This window comes from Streptomyces sp. NPDC001980 (assembly GCF_040296885.1).
Lineage (GTDB): Bacteria > Actinomycetota > Actinomycetes > Streptomycetales > Streptomycetaceae > Streptomyces.
Map to the genome: position 1 here is coordinate 59241 of NZ_JBEOYD010000003.1, position 15988 is coordinate 75228.

At 72.3% G+C, this 15988-nt stretch carries 15 protein-coding genes and 1 pseudogene; 6 read left to right on the forward strand and 10 right to left on the reverse strand.

Annotated elements, in window-relative coordinates; all coding sequences use genetic code 11:
- Positions 1-143: 143 nt before the first annotated feature.
- Both ABT137_RS04885 and ABT137_RS04890 read right to left on the reverse strand, forming a co-directional pair.
- A complete protein-coding gene (locus tag ABT137_RS04885) occupies positions 144-2450 on the reverse strand; it encodes an ABC transporter permease (RefSeq protein WP_351702534.1) in 2307 nt (768 codons plus the stop codon).
- Positions 2447-3154, reverse strand: coding sequence for an ABC transporter ATP-binding protein (locus tag ABT137_RS04890; RefSeq protein WP_351702537.1), 708 nt, complete (start codon positions 3152-3154; stop codon positions 2447-2449). The genes ABT137_RS04885 and ABT137_RS04890 overlap by 4 nt, the downstream gene beginning before the upstream one ends.
- Positions 3155-3293: 139 nt before the next feature.
- Here ABT137_RS04890 and ABT137_RS04895 point away from each other — a divergent pair, with 139 nt between their 5' ends.
- Together ABT137_RS04895 and ABT137_RS04900 are read left to right on the forward strand one after the other, a co-directional pair.
- Entirely contained in the window at positions 3294-4184 is an 891-nt protein-coding gene (locus ABT137_RS04895) for a sensor histidine kinase (protein ID WP_351702540.1), read from the forward strand.
- A complete protein-coding gene (locus tag ABT137_RS04900; RefSeq protein WP_351702543.1) occupies positions 4181-4897 on the forward strand; it encodes a response regulator in 717 nt (238 codons plus the stop codon). Before ABT137_RS04895 ends, ABT137_RS04900 begins: the two co-directional genes overlap by 4 nt.
- Here ABT137_RS04900 and ABT137_RS04905 read toward each other — a convergent pair.
- Positions 4894-6006 (reverse strand): ADP-ribosylglycohydrolase family protein, encoded by a 1113-nt coding sequence (locus ABT137_RS04905; RefSeq protein ID WP_351702545.1) that lies wholly within the window; start codon positions 6004-6006, stop codon positions 4894-4896. The genes ABT137_RS04900 and ABT137_RS04905 overlap by 4 nt on opposite strands.
- A 289-nt stretch (positions 6007-6295) precedes the next feature.
- Between ABT137_RS04905 and ABT137_RS04910 the strand changes: the two genes are divergently transcribed.
- The gene (locus tag ABT137_RS04910; protein ID WP_351702548.1) at positions 6296-7510 is read left to right on the forward strand and encodes an esterase/lipase family protein; all 1215 of its coding nucleotides are present in this window, start codon (positions 6296-6298) and stop codon (positions 7508-7510) included.
- A gap of 3 nt (positions 7511-7513) precedes the next feature.
- Here ABT137_RS04910 and ABT137_RS04915 read toward each other — a convergent pair whose 3' ends face one another.
- Both ABT137_RS04915 and ABT137_RS04920 read right to left on the reverse strand, forming a co-directional pair.
- Positions 7514-8305: a helix-turn-helix domain-containing protein gene (locus ABT137_RS04915; protein WP_351702551.1), complete on the reverse strand. Its 792-nt coding sequence runs from the start codon at positions 8303-8305 to the stop codon at positions 7514-7516.
- 252 nt (positions 8306-8557) lie between these two features.
- Positions 8558-8998, reverse strand: a complete 441-nt coding sequence (locus ABT137_RS04920) for an ATP-binding protein (RefSeq protein WP_351702554.1) — start codon at positions 8996-8998, stop codon at positions 8558-8560.
- A 113-nt stretch (positions 8999-9111) separates the two neighbouring features.
- Between ABT137_RS04920 and ABT137_RS04925 the strand changes: the two genes are divergently transcribed.
- Positions 9112-9924: a helix-turn-helix domain-containing protein gene (locus tag ABT137_RS04925; RefSeq protein WP_351702557.1), complete on the forward strand. Its 813-nt coding sequence runs from the start codon at positions 9112-9114 to the stop codon at positions 9922-9924.
- Positions 9921-10121, forward strand: a complete 201-nt coding sequence (locus tag ABT137_RS04930; protein ID WP_351702560.1) for a DUF397 domain-containing protein — start codon at positions 9921-9923, stop codon at positions 10119-10121. The genes ABT137_RS04925 and ABT137_RS04930 overlap by 4 nt, the downstream gene beginning before the upstream one ends.
- 147 nt (positions 10122-10268) lie before the next feature.
- On the opposite strand, the gene ABT137_RS04935 is transcribed toward ABT137_RS04930, so the two are convergent.
- Positions 10269-12506 carry an MMPL family transporter gene (locus tag ABT137_RS04935; protein WP_351702563.1) on the reverse strand — a complete coding sequence of 746 codons (2238 nt, stop codon included), beginning with the start codon at positions 12504-12506 and terminating at the stop codon, positions 10269-10271.
- Positions 12507-12618: 112 nt separating this feature from the next.
- Here ABT137_RS04935 and ABT137_RS04940 point away from each other — a divergent pair, with 112 nt between their 5' ends.
- Positions 12619-13221: a TetR/AcrR family transcriptional regulator gene (locus tag ABT137_RS04940; RefSeq protein ID WP_351702566.1), complete on the forward strand. Its 603-nt coding sequence runs from the start codon at positions 12619-12621 to the stop codon at positions 13219-13221.
- Positions 13222-13287: 66 nt separating this feature from the next.
- On the opposite strand, the gene ABT137_RS04945 is transcribed toward ABT137_RS04940, so the two are convergent.
- From ABT137_RS04945 to ABT137_RS04960, 4 genes and pseudogenes are all read right to left on the reverse strand, one after another.
- Positions 13288-13575 carry a hypothetical protein gene (locus ABT137_RS04945; protein WP_351702569.1) on the reverse strand — a complete coding sequence of 96 codons (288 nt, stop codon included), beginning with the start codon at positions 13573-13575 and terminating at the stop codon, positions 13288-13290.
- A gap of 42 nt (positions 13576-13617) precedes the next feature.
- A pseudogene (locus ABT137_RS04950) lies at positions 13618-13782 on the reverse strand (IS5/IS1182 family transposase); the annotation flags it as partial.
- 120 nt (positions 13783-13902) lie between these two features.
- Positions 13903-14553 (reverse strand): response regulator transcription factor, encoded by a 651-nt coding sequence (locus ABT137_RS04955; RefSeq protein WP_351702572.1) that lies wholly within the window; start codon positions 14551-14553, stop codon positions 13903-13905.
- Entirely contained in the window at positions 14541-15824 is a 1284-nt protein-coding gene (locus tag ABT137_RS04960; protein WP_351702575.1) for a sensor histidine kinase, read from the reverse strand. The genes ABT137_RS04955 and ABT137_RS04960 overlap by 13 nt, the downstream gene beginning before the upstream one ends.
- Positions 15825-15988: the final 164 nt, after the last annotated feature.

Consider the following 15988-nt stretch of genomic DNA (forward strand, 5'->3'; position numbering starts at 1 on the left):
GCCGTCGTGGCTGGTCGCGCAGTTCCTCCCCCAGCCTTCGGCCGGGGGGGGGGTACCCCCAGCGGCCCTTACGGGGCGCTGCCGAACCGCAGCGTTCGACGGACCCGCTTGGTCATGTGTACGGCCCACCGCGCCCCGCCGCCTCACTCGTTGTGCAGCGCCTCCGCGACCGTGAGCCGTGCCGCGCCCCGGGCCGGCAGGTACGCCCCCAGCACCGCGATCGCGAGGCCCGACAGGGCCAGCAGGGTCAGGACCCCGGCCCGCCAGACGTCCGTCAGGGAGGAGGGCAGGACGATGTCCACGGCATTCGCCATGCGCGGCATCACCAGGTCGTAGCCCGCGATGCCCAGCGGGACGCCGACCAGGGAACCGATCACCCCCAGCACCCCCATCGAGGTCACCGTCATCACCGTGACCTGGCGTGGCGTCATGCCGATGGACTTGAGCATGCCCAGGACGCGGCGGCGGTCGCGGGTGTCGAGGACGACCGTGTTGAACACACCCAGCGCGGCCACCACGGCGAGCATGGCGGTGAGGAGCGTCGCGGAGCCGATGATGGTCTCGGCGCCGCTGTTGGAGCCGCTCACCACCGGATCGATGCCGGGGTCCAGGGCGCGTGCCGCCCGCGCGTAGCCGGCCGGGTCGGCGCCGTCGCGGAGCTTCACGTGGTAGGCGATGGGCCTCTCCCCCGCGGCGAGCGCCGTGAACGAGGACCAGTCGCCGACGAGCAGCCGGCCGTCGGTCTCCATGGTCTCGCCGACGACGCTCACCCGCTCCCGGCGGTCGCCCTTCTCCACCACGAGCCGGTCCCCGACGCGCAGGCCGTGCCGGCGCAGGAACGCCGAGGAGGCCACCACCTCGCCGCTGCCGTGGTTCCACCGGCCCTCGGTGAGCACGTCGCCGAGCCGCGGCAGGTCACCGCGGCGGCCCTCGAACATCACCGGCTGCACGGATCCGGCGATGTGCGCCTCGACGTCCCCCCGCGCGGTGACCTTGCTCGCGCCCGGCAACGAACGGAGCATCGCGTCGAGTTGACGGTCCCCGTGCTCGGCCTCCACGACCCTGCCGTGGCTGACCCGGCTCGCGTACACCGTCACGTCGTAGTCGTTACCGGTCTCCCCGAACCTGGTCATCGTCGTGGCCAGGCCGGTCGCGAACGTCACCGTGGCCACCCCCAGGACCACGGCGGCCAGCGTGAGACCGCTGCGCCCCGGCCGGGCGAACGGCAGGCCCGCCCCCAGGCTCACCGACCGGGGCAGCCGGGTGCCGGCCAGCGCCCGCTGGAGTCCCAGCGCCCGCCCGGCGCGCGGGGCGGTGCCCGCGCTGATCGCCCGCGCCGCGGACAGCCGGTGCGCGCGCGACGCGGGGACCAGCGCGGCGGCCATGCAGACGGCGGGCATCCCGAGCAGGGCGACGGCGTTCACCCAGGGCGCGATGCCGACGCTGCGGTGCAGTATCCCCGCGTCGAGTCCCGTGAACACGAACCGCAGGAAGGGCCGCGCGAGGACGTTCCCGACCAACGTGCCGAGGGCGCAGCCCACGACCGCGGGCACCGAGACCATGGTGAGGTAGACGGCGACCACCTGGCCGGGGGTGAACCCCAGGGCCTTGAGGATGCCGATGTGCCGGAAGCCGGAGATCACCGCGCCGCTCACCACGTTGGCCACGATGAGCACGGCCACGACGACGCCGAGGAAGCCGAAGGCCATCAGGTACTGGGCGTAGGCCCGGGCCGTCGCGCCGATCTGCTCCTTGAGGGTGAGATACGTCTGGGAGGCGGTGAGCGCGTCCTTCGGCAGCTCCGAGGTGACCGTCGACAGTTCCGCGCGGAGCCGGCTCTGCGACGACGCGTCCGTGAAGCGGAACAGCATCTGGGTGGCCGTCGGCCGCAGGGCCGTCATCTGGGCCGGTGCGACCCAGGCGTCCGCGGTGCGGCTCATCTCGTAGCCGTACCCGACGATGGTGAGGACGGTGCCCGAGGGCAGCCGGATCCGCTGCCCGAGAGCGGTCCGCCAGTCCGGCTGCCGGTTCAGGACGACCTCGCCCGGCCGCGCGGCCCACCGGCCTGCCCACAGGTCCACCCGGTCCACCGGCCCCCCGGGACCGGGACGGCCCACGATCGTGACCGCGCCCGCGAGTTCCCGGTTGCCGGCGTCCGCCGGCAGGTCGACGGCGGCCTGGGCGAAGGGCCCGGCGACGGCCTCGGCCCCGGAGTCGCGGGCGGCCTGCCGCAACCGCGCGTCCGACACCTTCGCCGGGTCGAACGCGGCGACGACATGCGGCCCGTGCTCCTTGGCGAAGGCCCTGTCGAACGGCGCGGACGCCGAGTCGACCAGACCCAGCGCGACCACGATCGCCCCGGTCGAGGTCAGCGTCACCAGCCAGATGACGAGGGTCTGCAGCCGGCGCCGTCGCACGGCCGCGCGGGCGGCGCACCACACCGCCCTCATGCGGACGGCTCCAGGGTGTGTTCGCCGGCCACCCGGCCGTCGGCGAGCAGGACCAGCCGGCTCGCGCAGCGCCGCGCGAGGTGCTCGTCGTGTGTCACCAGGATCAGCGTCTGGCCGATCTGGTTGAGGTCGAGCAGCAAGTCCATCACCTGCTCGCCGGCCCGGCTGTCCAGGGCGCCGGTCGGCTCGTCGGCCAGCAGCAGGGCGGGGCGGTTCATCAACGCCCGTGCCACGGCCACGCGTTGCCGCTCCCCGCCGCTCAGCACGGCGGGGTAGGCGTTGCGGCGGTCGGCGATGCCCAGTTCCTCGAAGAGTTCGAGCGCGCGGCGGCGGGCCTGCCGGACCGGGGAACCGGTCAGCTGCGCGGCCAGCGCCACGTTGTCCAGGGCGGTCAGGTCGTCGACCAGGTTGAAGAACTGGAAGATCATGCCGATGCGCCGCCGCCGGTACAGGGCGAGGCCCTTCTCACTGAGGCTGCCCACGTCCTCGCCGTGCACGACGACCGTGCCCTCCGTCGGCCGGTCGAGGCCGGAAACCATGTTGAGCAGCGTGGACTTGCCGCACCCGGAGGCCCCCATCACGGCGACCGCCTCGCCTGCCCGGATCCGCAACGACACCCCGTCCAGGGCCGTCGTCCCGCCGTACTCCTTGCGCACACCGTCGAGTCGTACGACGGTCTCGCCTCCGCTGTCGTCAGTGACCATGCACCGGACGCTAGGACGGAAGGGGGCGCCCGGGCATCCGCCCCCGGGTTGCACTCGGCCGGCGTCTCATCCTGGAGGTGCAGGGTCCGGGTCCTACCGGCCGATGCGCCCGCGTCGGCGGTCTGCGAGAGTGAACCCCGTGTCGGAGCAGGGGACTTACGTGCTGGTGGCGGCGCTGGGAGCGGCGGGCGCGGCCGTCGGCTGGCTGACCGTGGCACTGCTGCGCACCCGCCGCCGGTGGCAGGCCGTCGCAGGAGACCGCGGCTGGCTTCTGGAACGGGAGCGGAAGAGCGCGGCGGACGCCGCCGTGGCGGCCGAACGCGACCGTATCGCCCGGGAGTTGCACGACATCGTCAGCCACAACGTGAGCCTCATGGTGGTCCAGGCGGGCGCCGCCCGGGAGGTGCTCGGCACGATGCCGGACGAGGCCGCGGCGGCACTGCGGGCCGTGGAGGACGCGGGACGCGGGGCGATGACGGACCTACGGCACCTGCTGGGCCTGCTGGCGCCGTCCCAGCACGGCACCGACCCGGACTACGACGACCTGGTCGGACTCGCGGAGGGCGACGGCACCGGACCGGGAGCGACCGGACCGGCACCGCAGCCCGGCCTCGACCGGCTCGGCCCGCTGGTGGACCGGATCTCGTTCGCCGGGCTGCCCGTGGAGGTGCGGATCTCCGGCGAGCCGCGCCCGCTGCCCCAGGGCGTCGACGTGACCGCCTACCGCATCGTCCAGGAGGCGCTGACCAACGCGCTCCGGCACGGCGAGGACGGCGGCACGGCCCAGGTGACCGTGCGCTACGCGGACCACGCGCTGCGCGTGGAGGTCCTGAACACCGGCCCGAGCGTGCTGACCGGCGGGGGACCGGCGGGACCTGCGCGGCCGGTACCGCGGCGCGGCCCCGGCACGGGCCGCGGACTGCTCGGCCTGCGGGAGCGGGTGGCGGTGTACGGCGGGGACCTGGACGCCCGGCGCCGCCTCGGCGGCGGCTACCGGGTCCGGGCCCGCATCCCCCTGGACCGCCCGTGACGGCGGTCGGCGGCTCCGGACAGCCGCCCCGGGTCCTGATCGCCGACGACCAGACCCTGATCCGCACCGGTTTCCGGCTGATCCTCACCGCCCGCGGCATCGAGGTCGTGGGCGAGGCGTCGGACGGCGCGGAGGCGGTGGCGGCGGCCCGCAGGCTCAGGCCGGACGTCGTCCTCATGGACATCCGGATGCCGAACCTGGACGGCCTGGAGGCCACCCGCCTGATCCTGGACCGGCTCCCGGAGTGCCGGATCCTGATCCTGACCACCTTCGACCTGGACCGCTACGTGTACACGGCGCTCTCGGCCGGGGCGAGCGGTTTCCTCCTCAAGGACGTCACACCGGAACACCTGGCGGCGGCCGTACGGCTGGTCGGCACCGGCGACGCCCTGCTCGCCCCGTCGATCACCAGACGCCTGGTGGAACGCTTCGCCGCCGAGCCCGGCCGGGCCCCCGCCGTGCACACCGATCTGACCGCGCTGACCCCCCGCGAGCTGGAGGTCCTCACCCTGCTGGGCCGCGGCCTGTCCAACACCCAGCTGGCCGCCGAACTGACCCTGAGCGAGGCCACGGTGAAGTCCCACGTGGCCCGGATCTTCGCCAAGCTGGGGCTGCGGGACCGCGCCCAGGCGGTCGTGGTCGCCTACGAGACCGGGCTGGTGAGGGCCGGTGACTCCGGTACCGCTGGGACAGGACCCGCGGGGCCTGCCTAACGCGGATACCGAGCCAGCCACCCCGGTGACGCGCCCACCGGACTGTGCAGGGCCGGCCCCTGGGTCATCTCCATCGCGAAGTCGTCGGCGAGTTCGAGGACGGTCTGGCGGCCCTCCAGTTCGGCCACCCAGGCCGGCGGGAGGGCCGTCTCGCCGTGCAGGGCGCCGAGCAGGCCGCCGGTGAGGGCGCCGGCGACGGCGGAGGGTCCGGCCTGGTTGACGGCGAGGCACAGCCCGTGCCGTACGTCCTCGCCGACGAGGGCGCAGTACACCGCCGCGGCCAGCATCCCGTCCGCCGCCCCGTCCCCGGTCAGTTCCTCGACCCGGGCCGGGGAGGGCATCCCCTGCCGTACGGCACCGAGCGCGTGCTGGAGCGCGTCGGAGACGGGCTGGTGGCCGGGCCAGGCGGCGAGCAGGGCCAGCGCCCGCTGCACGGCGCCGTCCAGCGAGTCCCCGCGGGCCAGCGCGTGCACGATCACCGCGTACGCGCCCGCCGAGAGGCAGGCGGTCGGATGCCCGTGCGTCTGCGCCGCGCACTCCACGGCCAGCTGGACGACGAGCTGCGGCTCCCAGCCGACGAGCAGCCCGAACGGAGCCGACCGCGCGACGGCCTCCGGCCCCATGTCGTCCGGGTTCTTCGGCGACTCCAGCGTCCCCATCTTCTCGTCCCCGAGCCCGAGCAGCAGCGCGCGGGTCGGCTCCCGCCGCGCGTAGAGCCACTCCTCCCGCGCCAGCCACCCGTCCTCCGCCCGCCGCTCGTCCGGCCCCCAGTCCCGCTGGGTGGCCGCCCACCGCAGATAGGCCCGGTGCAGGTCGGTGGGCGGGTGCCAGGCTCCCGTGTCCCTGCGCACCTGGGCTCTTATCAGCCCGTCCACGGTGAAGAGGGTGAGCTGCGTGTGATGGGTCACGGTCCCGCGCCGCCCGTACCCGAACCCGAGATCGACCAGCCCCTCGGGCCCGTAGGCCGCCCGGATCTCCTCCAGCGTCAGCCCGTCCACGGGCCCGCCGAGCGCGTCCCCCACGGCGGTGCCGAGGAGCGTCCCGCGCACCCTGCTCCGGAAGTCCTGCTGTTCGACCCGGCCCCAGACGGCACCCAACGTCGCACTCACCACCATGACCTCCCCACGGGCACCGTCCGTACATACGAGCGGTCAGCACTGTAATCGACCGGGAACGGTCCGTTCGGGGGACAGTTAGGTATGCGAAGTGTGGGTTGTGTGGCCCCGAGTGGCCGGTTTCAGGCCAGACGCCCCGGCGTGTGCGGCTGCACTCCGGCGTGCCCGGCCAGGGGCCCGCGCCCGGCCAATACAGTGAAACCCCCACAGTACGGATGTAATGCCGCATTCGCGCGGCGAGCATGTCCCTTGAGCCGTTGACAACAACGTGGAAGGGACATCCATGGCCGACAGCAAGACCGAGAAAGCCAGGAAAGCCGCCGGGTCGATCGGACTCGTGACCCCGCTGAGCGGGCCGGCAGCCCCCCAGGCGCCCGCGCCCGACGAGGTGTGGCAGCTGCCGGGCGGCAGCGCCCGGGTGTACTACGGCGAGCGCCAGAATGGCGTGGCCCGGCCGGTCGTCCTGGCCGACGGGTTCAACCTCGGGCCGACCGACTTCGACTGGCTCTGGGACGGGCTGGAGAACGGGCGGTTCCCGTTCGTCAGCGAGCTGCGGCGCCGCGGGCGCACGCTGGTCCTCGTCGGGTTCGACGAGCGCAGCGAGTCGATCGTCCGCAACGCCGAGACGATGATGGCCGCCATCATGCGGACCATCGCCGAGCAGCTGGACGACACCCGGCTGCTCGTCGGCGGGTTCAGCATGGGCGGCATCGTCGCCCGGTACGCGCTGGCGAAGATGGAATTGCAGCGCATGGACCACCGGGTCAGCTGTTACGTGTCGTTCGACAGCCCGCACCGGGGGGCGTGGGTACCGATCGGGCTCCAGGCCTTCGCGCACTACCTCGCCCAGGTCGACGACACCTACCTGCGGCAGATCAGCAGCCCGGCCTCGCAGCAGATGCTCTGGCGGTACCTGGACGGTGTGAACGGCACACCGCAGGAGAGCCCGCTGCGCACGGAGTTCAAGGAGCAGCTCCAAAAGGTCGGCGGCTGGCCCCGGATCCCCCGTCTGATGGGAGTGTCCAGCGGACGCGGCGACGGCGTGGGCAACGGCGTCGGGGCCGGTGCGAAGACGCTGAGCTGTGCCGGGCCGCTCTTCGACGGCACGTACTTCCTCGCCCAGCCGCAGGGCGACCCGGCGGAGGTGGCCGTGCTGAACGGCGTCCTCGGCGGTCCGCACACGATCACCACGGGCGGTTTCCCCGAACTGGACGGGGCGCCGGGCGGGACGCTCGAATCGTTCGGCCTCCTCGGCGACACCCTCACCGCCTTCGGCGAGCGCGTCGAGATGCCCCACCGGTCCGTGTGCTTCGTGCCGTCCGTCAGCGCGGTCGCCATCCGCGACCTGGGCGAGCAGAAGGACCTGTACGTCAACATCGACGAGCTGCCGCCGGAGGAGTCCGAACTCGACGACTTCCTGCTCTCCGCGGACAACGACCCGCACACCCTCATGACCCCCGAGATCGGCGAGTGGGTCCTCGACCGGCTGCCCGACTGAGTCTCAGGCCGCTCTCCCCGACCGCGCCCGGCAGTCACGGCAGCGGCCGGGGAGAGCCGCCCGGAACCCGCGTTCGCAGCCGTCGCAGTTCTGCATGGGGTCGGGGCGGAGGGCCGGGGGTGAGGGCGGTGCGGGGGCCCGGAGGGGGAGGGCCGGGGGCAGGCGGTCGCCGAGGCGGTGGGCGAGGAAGGCCGCCGGGTGCTTGATCGGGTCCTGCGGCAGGCCGCTCGTCAGGGTCCGCTCCACGACGGTGGCGGGCACACCCCGCTCCAGCCACGCGGAGACCTCCGGCACCAGCCGCCGTACGTCACGTTCGGACAGCAGCAGGCGGGAGTCATAGGTCCGCAGGCGGGTGAGGAGGTCGGCGGCCGGGGTCCCGGGGGCGGAGTCCTTCGGTGTCGGCGCCGGGGCCTGCGGCTCGGCAGCGGGAACCGAGGCGGTCCTGTTCGGCTTGTTGTACGAGGTCGTCCGGGTCCTCACTTGCCCCGATTGAAGACGCTCCCTGGCACGCGTGAGGTATCCGTGTTCCTCCAGCTCCCGGAGCGCGGCGGCGATCCGGATCTCCCCCTCGGGGAACTTCGCCGCCAGCGTCTTGATGCCGATCGGCGCCCCGGCGGGCAGCGACTGGATGTGGACCGCGAGGCCGATCGCCATCAGCGACAACTCGGGGTGCTGGAGGAGGTGATTGCCGACCACCGTGAAGTTCTCGGTGTGAGGTTCATTCACGTGGATGACACCGGAGTGGGAATGCCGGGTCTTGGCGGACTTGGGCGCGCTAGGGTTCTTCTCAGTCATCGGAAGCTGCTGCTCTCGCCTCAGTCATCGGGAAGCAGCTGCTTCCCGATGATCAGGCCCTCGCAGTGGGATGGCAGTCCCGGCGGGGGCCGAAGTATGTACGGACTTGCTGCGGCAGACGCTGCCGCACAACTGCCCCTCCACGCCAGCTGAGTTCGGCATATTCACTCCGGCGGGTGATCGACGGGGACGGTAGGGGCGGGTTGGGTTCTTTCCCCGGTTCTTTGGTCTTTGACGTCGGGAACGACCGGGTCATGGGTCCTCGCGACCCGGTGCCCCCAGCTCCGCCCAGACGACCTTGCAGCCGGCCGGTGCCAGGTCCACGCCCCAACGCTCCGCGTACGCCGCCACGATCAGCAGACCGCGCCCCGATTCCGCGTCGGCGGTCGCCGGATCGTGGAGGCGCGGGACGCGGTCGCCCCGGGCGTCGGCCACCTCGATACGGAGGGTGCGGTCGGCGTGCAGCCGCAGCCCGAGCCGGAAGTCCCGTCCCGCCACGCGTCCGTGCAGCACCGCGTTCGACGCCAGCTCGGCCACCACCTGCGTCGCCGTCTCCGCGAACGGCACACCCCAGTCGTCCAGTTGGCGCTCGGTGAGCAGCCGCGCCAGTCGAGCACCTCTTCGAGTGGCGGACAGCTGAACCGTGAAGAGGCGCGTGGGGGTGGCGACTTGCGGGAGGGATTTCTGGTTCATGTCACCCAGCGTGGTCGCCCTTTCCTACCCTGAACAGCAACGACCCCGGCACAGAGCGTGACTGTCCGGGTGCCGGGCGGGGTCGTACGGGTCGTACGTCGGAAGGGGCGGATGTGGAGGACGAGGAGGCCGAGGCCGTACTCAGGGCGGTCGGGCGGCAGATCAAGGCGTGGCGTGAGGCCGCCGGGCTGCGACAGGGCGAACTCGGCGCCGCCATCGGTTACAGCGAGGAGATGGTGTCGGCCGTGGAGCGGGGACGGCGGATCCCCAAGCCCGACTTCCTGGAGAAGGCCGATGAGGTGCTGGGGGCGAGCGGGAAGCTCGCGTTCATGAAGGAGGACGTGGAGCGGGCCCGGTATCCGAAGAAGGTTCGGGATCTGGCGAAGTTGGAGGAGGAAGCGGTCGAACTCGGGGCGTACGCCAACCACAACATGCACGGGTTGCTCCAGACACCGGAGTACGCAAGGGCGCTGTTCGCCATGCGCCGGCCCGCATATCCGGAGGATGAGCTCGAACGCCAGGTCGCCGCACGTATGGCACGCCGAGGTGTCTTCGATCGGGTTCCCCTACCGCTGCTCACCTTTGTCCAGGAAGAGGTGACACTGCGTCGGCCGATCGGAGGCAGAATGGTGCTGCGCCAACAGCTCGAACACCTGCTGCAACTCGGCAGGTTGAGGCACGTGGAAATCCAGGTGATGCCCACGGATCGCGAGGATCACGCAGGCATGGGCGGACCGATCCGACTGCTCAAGCTCCAGGACGGCAAGACCCTCGGGCACTCGGAGGCCCAGCTGCACAGTCGCGTGATCAGTGATCCACGAGAAGTCCAGATCCTGGAGATGCGCTATGGAATGATCCGGGCGCAGGCCCTCCCGCCACGGGAGTCACTGACATTCATCGAGAAAGTGCTGGGAGAAGAAGCATGACCCCCAACGCGCTGGACTGGTTCAAGAGCAGCTACAGCAGCAACGACGGCCCTGATTGCGTCGAGGTCGCCATATCCCCCGTCACCACCACCGTCCACGTCCGTGACTCCAAGGACAAGGACGGCGCTCGGCTCGCGTTCGGGGCCGCCTCATGGACGTCGTTCTGCTCCGCGACGCAGGAGCTGTCCGCCCGGTAGCGCTGCGCACCTGCGGGCTGCCGCAGCGGCTCGGGGCGCGGGGGAAAGTTCGGTGACACAGGGGACGGCTCCTCACCCGGGCGGCCCGGGTGAGAAGCCCTCGGCTCAGCTCTGGCAGCCAGGCAGCCGCTCTTACGCAGTCGTTGATCAGCTCTTGTCGGCCGGTACGGGTTCGGCGGCGACGGGAGCCGTTCGGTCGTCCGTGGTGCGTGGGGGCAGGGAGTCGCCCTCGATGTCCACGTTCGGCACGGCGCGGTCCAGCCACCTGGGCAGGGCCCAGGCGTGGCGGCCGAGCAGGCTCAGTACCGCGGGGACGATGGTGAGGCGGACCACGAAGGCGTCGATGAGGACGCCGACGGTCAGCGCGAAGCCGATCGTCTTGACGGTCGGGTCGTGGTTGAAGATGAAGCCGCCGAAGACGGCCGCCATGATGAGGGCCGCCGCGGTGACGACCCGGCCGCTGCGCTCCACGCCGTGCTCGACGGCGGCCCGCGCGTCCCGGTGGTGGTGGAAGTGCTCCCGCATCCGGCTGACCAGGAACACCTCGTAGTCCATCGCGAGGCCGAACAGGACGCCGATCAGCAGGACCGGCACGAAGCAGGCGATCGGGGCCGCCGCCGCGACCTGGAACAGTCCGGTGAGGTGGCCGTCCTGGAAGACCCAGACGACCGCGCCGAGGCCGGCCGCGATGGACAGCAGGAAGCCGAGAACGGCCTTGAGGGGCACCAGGATCGAGCGGAAGGCCAGCATCAGCAGGAGCAGCGCGAGCACCACGATGATCGTGACGAACAGCGGCAGCGCCGCGGACAGCTTCGCCGACACGTCGATTCCGGCGGCGGTCGCACCGGCGACGTAGGCCGTGCCGCCCGCGTCGGTCACCGGGCTCACCGCACGGTCGCGCAGCCGGTGCACCAGGTCGGTGGTCTTCTGGTCGTCGGGGCCGGTCTTCGGTACGACGCCGAGGACGGTGATCGCCCCGTCCTCGGTGGCCGTGGGCGGGGCCACGGTCGCGATGTCCGGGTCCTTGCCGACGGTGTCGGCTACCTGCTCGACGACCGTCTCGCGCTGCGCGGCCGGTATGCGGGTGCCGTCGACGACGACCACGAGGGTCGCGTTGAAGCCGGGACCGAAGCCCTTGGTGAGGAGTTCGTAGCTCTTGTGCTGGGTGCTCGCGGTGGGCTGGGTCTCGTTGCTCGGCAGGCCGAGGCGCAGTCCGGTGGCGGGCAGGGCGAGGGCGAGCAGCCCGAGGACGCTCACGACCAGGACCGGGACGGGGAAGCGTGTCATGAGGCGGCCCCAGGCCAGACCCCAGGCCCCGGGCCTGCGCTCGCGGCCGGGCGCCTGAGTCCGCGCGGAACTCGCCCCCGGCCGTGCGGCCTTGGGGCGCAGGCGTTCGCCGAGGAAGCCCAGCAGGGCCGGTACGAGGGTGAGGGCCACCAGGACCGCGAGGAGTACGGTTCCGGCGGCGGCCAGGCCCATCACGGTGAGGAAGGGGATGCCGGTCGTGGCGAGGGCGGCGAGCGCGATGATGACCGTGAGGCCCGCGAAGGTCACGGCGCTGCCCGCCGTCCCGGTGGCGCGGGCGATCGAGTCGGGCACGTCCTGCTCGGGGTCGGCGAGCTGTTCACGGTGGCGGGAGACGATGAACAGGGCGTAGTCGATACCGACCGCCAGGCCGATCATCAGCGCGAGGACAGTCGCGGTGTTCGTCATCTCGATGAAGCGGGACAGGAACTGAACGGTCAGCACGCCGACCCCGACGCCGACGAGGGCCGTCACCAGGGGCAGCCCGGCCGCCACGAGTGAGCTGAGCGCGAGCGCGAGCACCACGAAGGCCACGACCACGCCGACGACCTCGGCAGGGCCGCCGACCTCGGCCGGCGGGGTGGACACGGTGCCGCCCAGCTCGACGTCGAGGCCGGCCTTCTTCGCCGGGTCCAGGGCGTCGTCGAGCCGGTCCTTGGCGGACTGGGGCACGCTGTCGGCGGGCTTGCCGAACAGTGCGTCGGCGTAGCCGATGGTGCCGTCCTTCGACACGGCGCCGGTCTTCGCGGGGTCGGAGACGTTGACGACCCCCGGCACGGCGGCGACCTCCTTGAGGGTCGCGGCGATGGCGCGCCGCTCCTTCCCGCCGGAGAGTTCCGCGCCCTCGGGGGCGGCGAACACGATCCGGGCCGTGCCGCCGGCGGCCTGCGGGAACTTCGCCTTCAGCAGGTCCTGGGCCTGCTGGGACTCGACGCCCGGCACCGAGAACTGTGTCGTCACCTTTCCGCCGAGGGCGGTGCCCAGGCCGGCGGCCACCGCGAGGAGCAGTACCCACACCGCGAGCACCCGGCCCCGGCGGCGCGCCGCCCAACGTCCCAGCGTGTACAAGCGTTTCGCCACGGCAGGTCTCTTTCGTCTCAAGGTCGGCAGCTGCCGGTCCAGCAGATTTTTACAGCCTAGTGCATTTTTACTGCGTGATGTAAAAATGCAGTCCGCCACTATGCTGGACGGCATGGAGAGGGTTGCGACGGGGGACGGCCTGCGCGAACGCGGCAAGGCCAAGCGGCGGGCCGCGATCACGCGCGCGGCCTTCGAGCTCTTCGCCGCGCAGGGCTACGACGCCACGACGATCGCGGAGATCGCCGCGGCGGCCGAGGTGTCCCCGCGCACGGTGACGCTGTACTTCCGCTCCAAACAGGACATCGCCTTCGCGACCTTCGACGCCACGGTGCTGCACCTGACCGAGATGCTGCGCGGCCGCGCGCCCGGGGAGAGCGTCATGCACGCCCTGGAGGGCTGGCTGCGCGCGGAGATGGCCTGCCACGACGAGACCGACGAGCTCGAACAGCGCATGTTCGAGGCCAACCCGGAACTGCGGGCGGTGCGCACCGCGCGGATGGCTGCGGCCATCGAGGAGGGGGCCCGCATCATCGCCGAGGACACCGGCCAGGCCCCGGACGGCATCGCCCCCCGCCTCGCCGCCGCCGCGGCCGCGGCCGTGGTCACCGAGATCTTCCAGTACCCCGAGGGACCCGAGCGCGACCAGGCCGTCGACGCGGCCATGGCCTTCCTCACCGCCGGCATCGAGGCCGTGGCCGCGAGCGCACGGCGCTGACCGCCGGGCCCCGCCGCGAAGGCGAAGTCCGGGGCTGCCACCGTCCGGCTTCGGGTCGAACCAGGCTCAGCCGAGACCGCGATGGGCGGCCCACAGCGCCCCGGCACGGCTGGCAGCACCGGCGACCAGGGCCGCCAGTTCGGGTCTGTCGGGGACAGGGAACGAGACGTATGCGCCCCGGCCACCGCCGACCGGTCGGCCATAGGCCTTTACGGCGAGGTGACCGTCCGGGAGGAGCCGGACGTTGAGTGTGGTCAGTGTGAACGCTTCCCCGCGTCGGGTGTCCGTCCAGCGGAGCTCCTGCGGGATCGTGACATTGATCGCCAGAGCACTCACTTCCAGGTCGCTGCTCATGGACGGATGATGTCAAAAGCGCCCTAGGCGGTTTCGTTGGGATCACCTGGCTGACCAGAGGAAGATGCTCGCAACGTGGAGTCCGGCCAGGTAGATGGCTGCTGTCTTCTCGTAGCGGGTGGCGATGCCTCGCCACTGTTTCAAGCGGTTGATGCGGCGTTCGACCGTGTTGCGTTGCTTGTAGGTCTCGCGGTCGAAGGCGGCCGGCACGGGGATGACCGCCCGGACGCCGCGCCGCCTGAGGTGTTCACGGATGGCCCCGGCAGTTGCCATCGGCCGTGAGGGCTCAGCACCGTTGTCGACTGGGCATGCGGGCGTGATCGCGCACTATGCGGTCGCAACGCCCAGGAAGCGCAGCACCGCCAGGACGCGGCGGTGGTCGGCGTCGGCCTTGGGCAGGTCGAGCTTGGTGAAGATGCTGTTGATGTGCTTGGCGACCGCGCTCTCGCTCACCACCAGCTCGGCGGCGATGCCGGAGTTGGACCGGCCGCCCGCCATCAGCTCCAGCACCTCCCGCTCGCGCGGTGTCAGCCGGTCGAGCGGACCGCTGTGCCGGCGCACCAGCAGCTGCGCGACGACCTGCGGGTCGAGCGCGGTGCCGCCGGCCGCCACCCGGCGTACCGCCTCGGCGAACTCCTCGACGTCGGCGACCCGTTGCTTGAGCAGATAGCCGACGCCCGAGGTGTTGGCGGCGAGCAGATCGGCGGCGTACCGCTCCTCCACGTACTGCGACAGCAGGAGCACGGCGGTACGCGGGTACTGGCGGCGGATCACCAGCGCGGCGCGCACTCCCTCGTCGGTGAAGCCGGGCGGCATGCGCACGTCGACCACGGCGATGTCGGGCCGGTGCTCCTCGACGGCCGCCAGCAGCCCTTCTGCGTCGGCGACTTGCGCGCACATCTCGAAGCCGGCCGCCTCCAGCACCTTGACCACGCCGATGCGCAGCAAGAGGGAATCCTCGGCGATCACGGCGCGCACGGCAGCTCCACGGTGATGACGGTAGGGCCCCCGGCGGGGCTGCGGCAGGAGAACGTGCCGTCGACGGACGCGACGCGCTTGGCGAGCCCGGCGAGCCCGGTGCCGCCGGCCGCCGCGAGATCCGCGCCGCCCGCTCCGTCGTCCGCGACGACCACCAGCAGTGTCTCCCCGATCCGGTCCACGGTCACGTCCGCCCGGGTCGCCTGGGCGTGTTTGACCACGTTCGTCAGGGCTTCGGAGACCACGAAGTACGCGACGGCCTCGACCGTGGGTGAGGGGCGCTGCGGCAGGTCCACCGCCACGCGTACCGGGATCGGGAGCCGGGCGGCGACCCCGGACAGCGCGGCGTCGAGGCCGCGGTCCTCAAGGACGGCCGGATGCAGGCCGCGCACCAGGTTGTTCAGCTCGGCGATCGCCTCCTTCGCCTCGCGGTGCGCCTCGTCGATCACCTTGCGGGCGTCCTCCGGCAGGTCGCCGAGGGTGGACCTGGCCAGACCCAGGTTGACGGCGAGTGAGACGAGGCGCTGCTGTGCGCCGTCGTGCAGGTCGCGCTCGATCCGCCGCCGCTCGGCGTCGGCGGCGTCGAGCACACCGGCCCGGCTCTCGGCGAGGTCGGCGACCCGGCGGGCCAGCTTCTCCGTGCGGCTGGGGCCGAGCAGGACCTCGGCCGCCCGGGTCTCCAGCCGCACCAGAGTGCCGGTCAGCCGGGGCCCGAGGAACAGCAGGGCGAGGCCGCCGGCGGTGATGTACGCGGCCTGCGCGGTGTACCCGAGGTCGGTGACCCGCCATTGCGGGGGCAGCGCCCAGATCCACACGTAGATGGAGGCGGCCACGAGAGCGGCGGCCCAGACGGCGAGGACGGCGAGGTCCAGGACGGCGAGCAGCGGACCCGCCACGGCGTGGTAGCAGACCTGCCGCCACAAGGCCCGCGTGGTCAGCCGGCGCACCACCGACTTCCAGTTGCGTCCCGGCCCGGGTACGGCGGGGCGCGGGAGGTCCTTGCCGACGAGCGCCCGGTAGCGCCGCCGCTGCCCGACGGTCAGCAGGGGTGTCACCACGAGCGTGAGCAGCACGGGCAGCGCCACGAGCGTGAGCAGCACGGGCAGCGGAGTGGCGGCCGGCACCAACGCCGCCAGCGTGCCGGCCAGCCAGAGCCACAGTGGCACCACGGCGAGGTGGAGCGGCAGGCCGGCGGCGACGAGCGCGGTCCGGTGTCCCGCCCTGCGGAACGGCCGGCCCAGCACCAGCTGCAGCCACGTCGTGAGTTGCATGCGTCAAACGGTAAAGCCGCAGGCCATCCCCGTGCCATGACGCTCCCGCCCGGTTCGGGGGTGCACTTTTCTCCACCCCGGGTCGGAACCCTGCGTGACTGACGGCGCCCTGGTGTGCGGCGGAGGGTGGAGCACGTGAAGGGGAGAGCCGGCGGGGAGCGGGG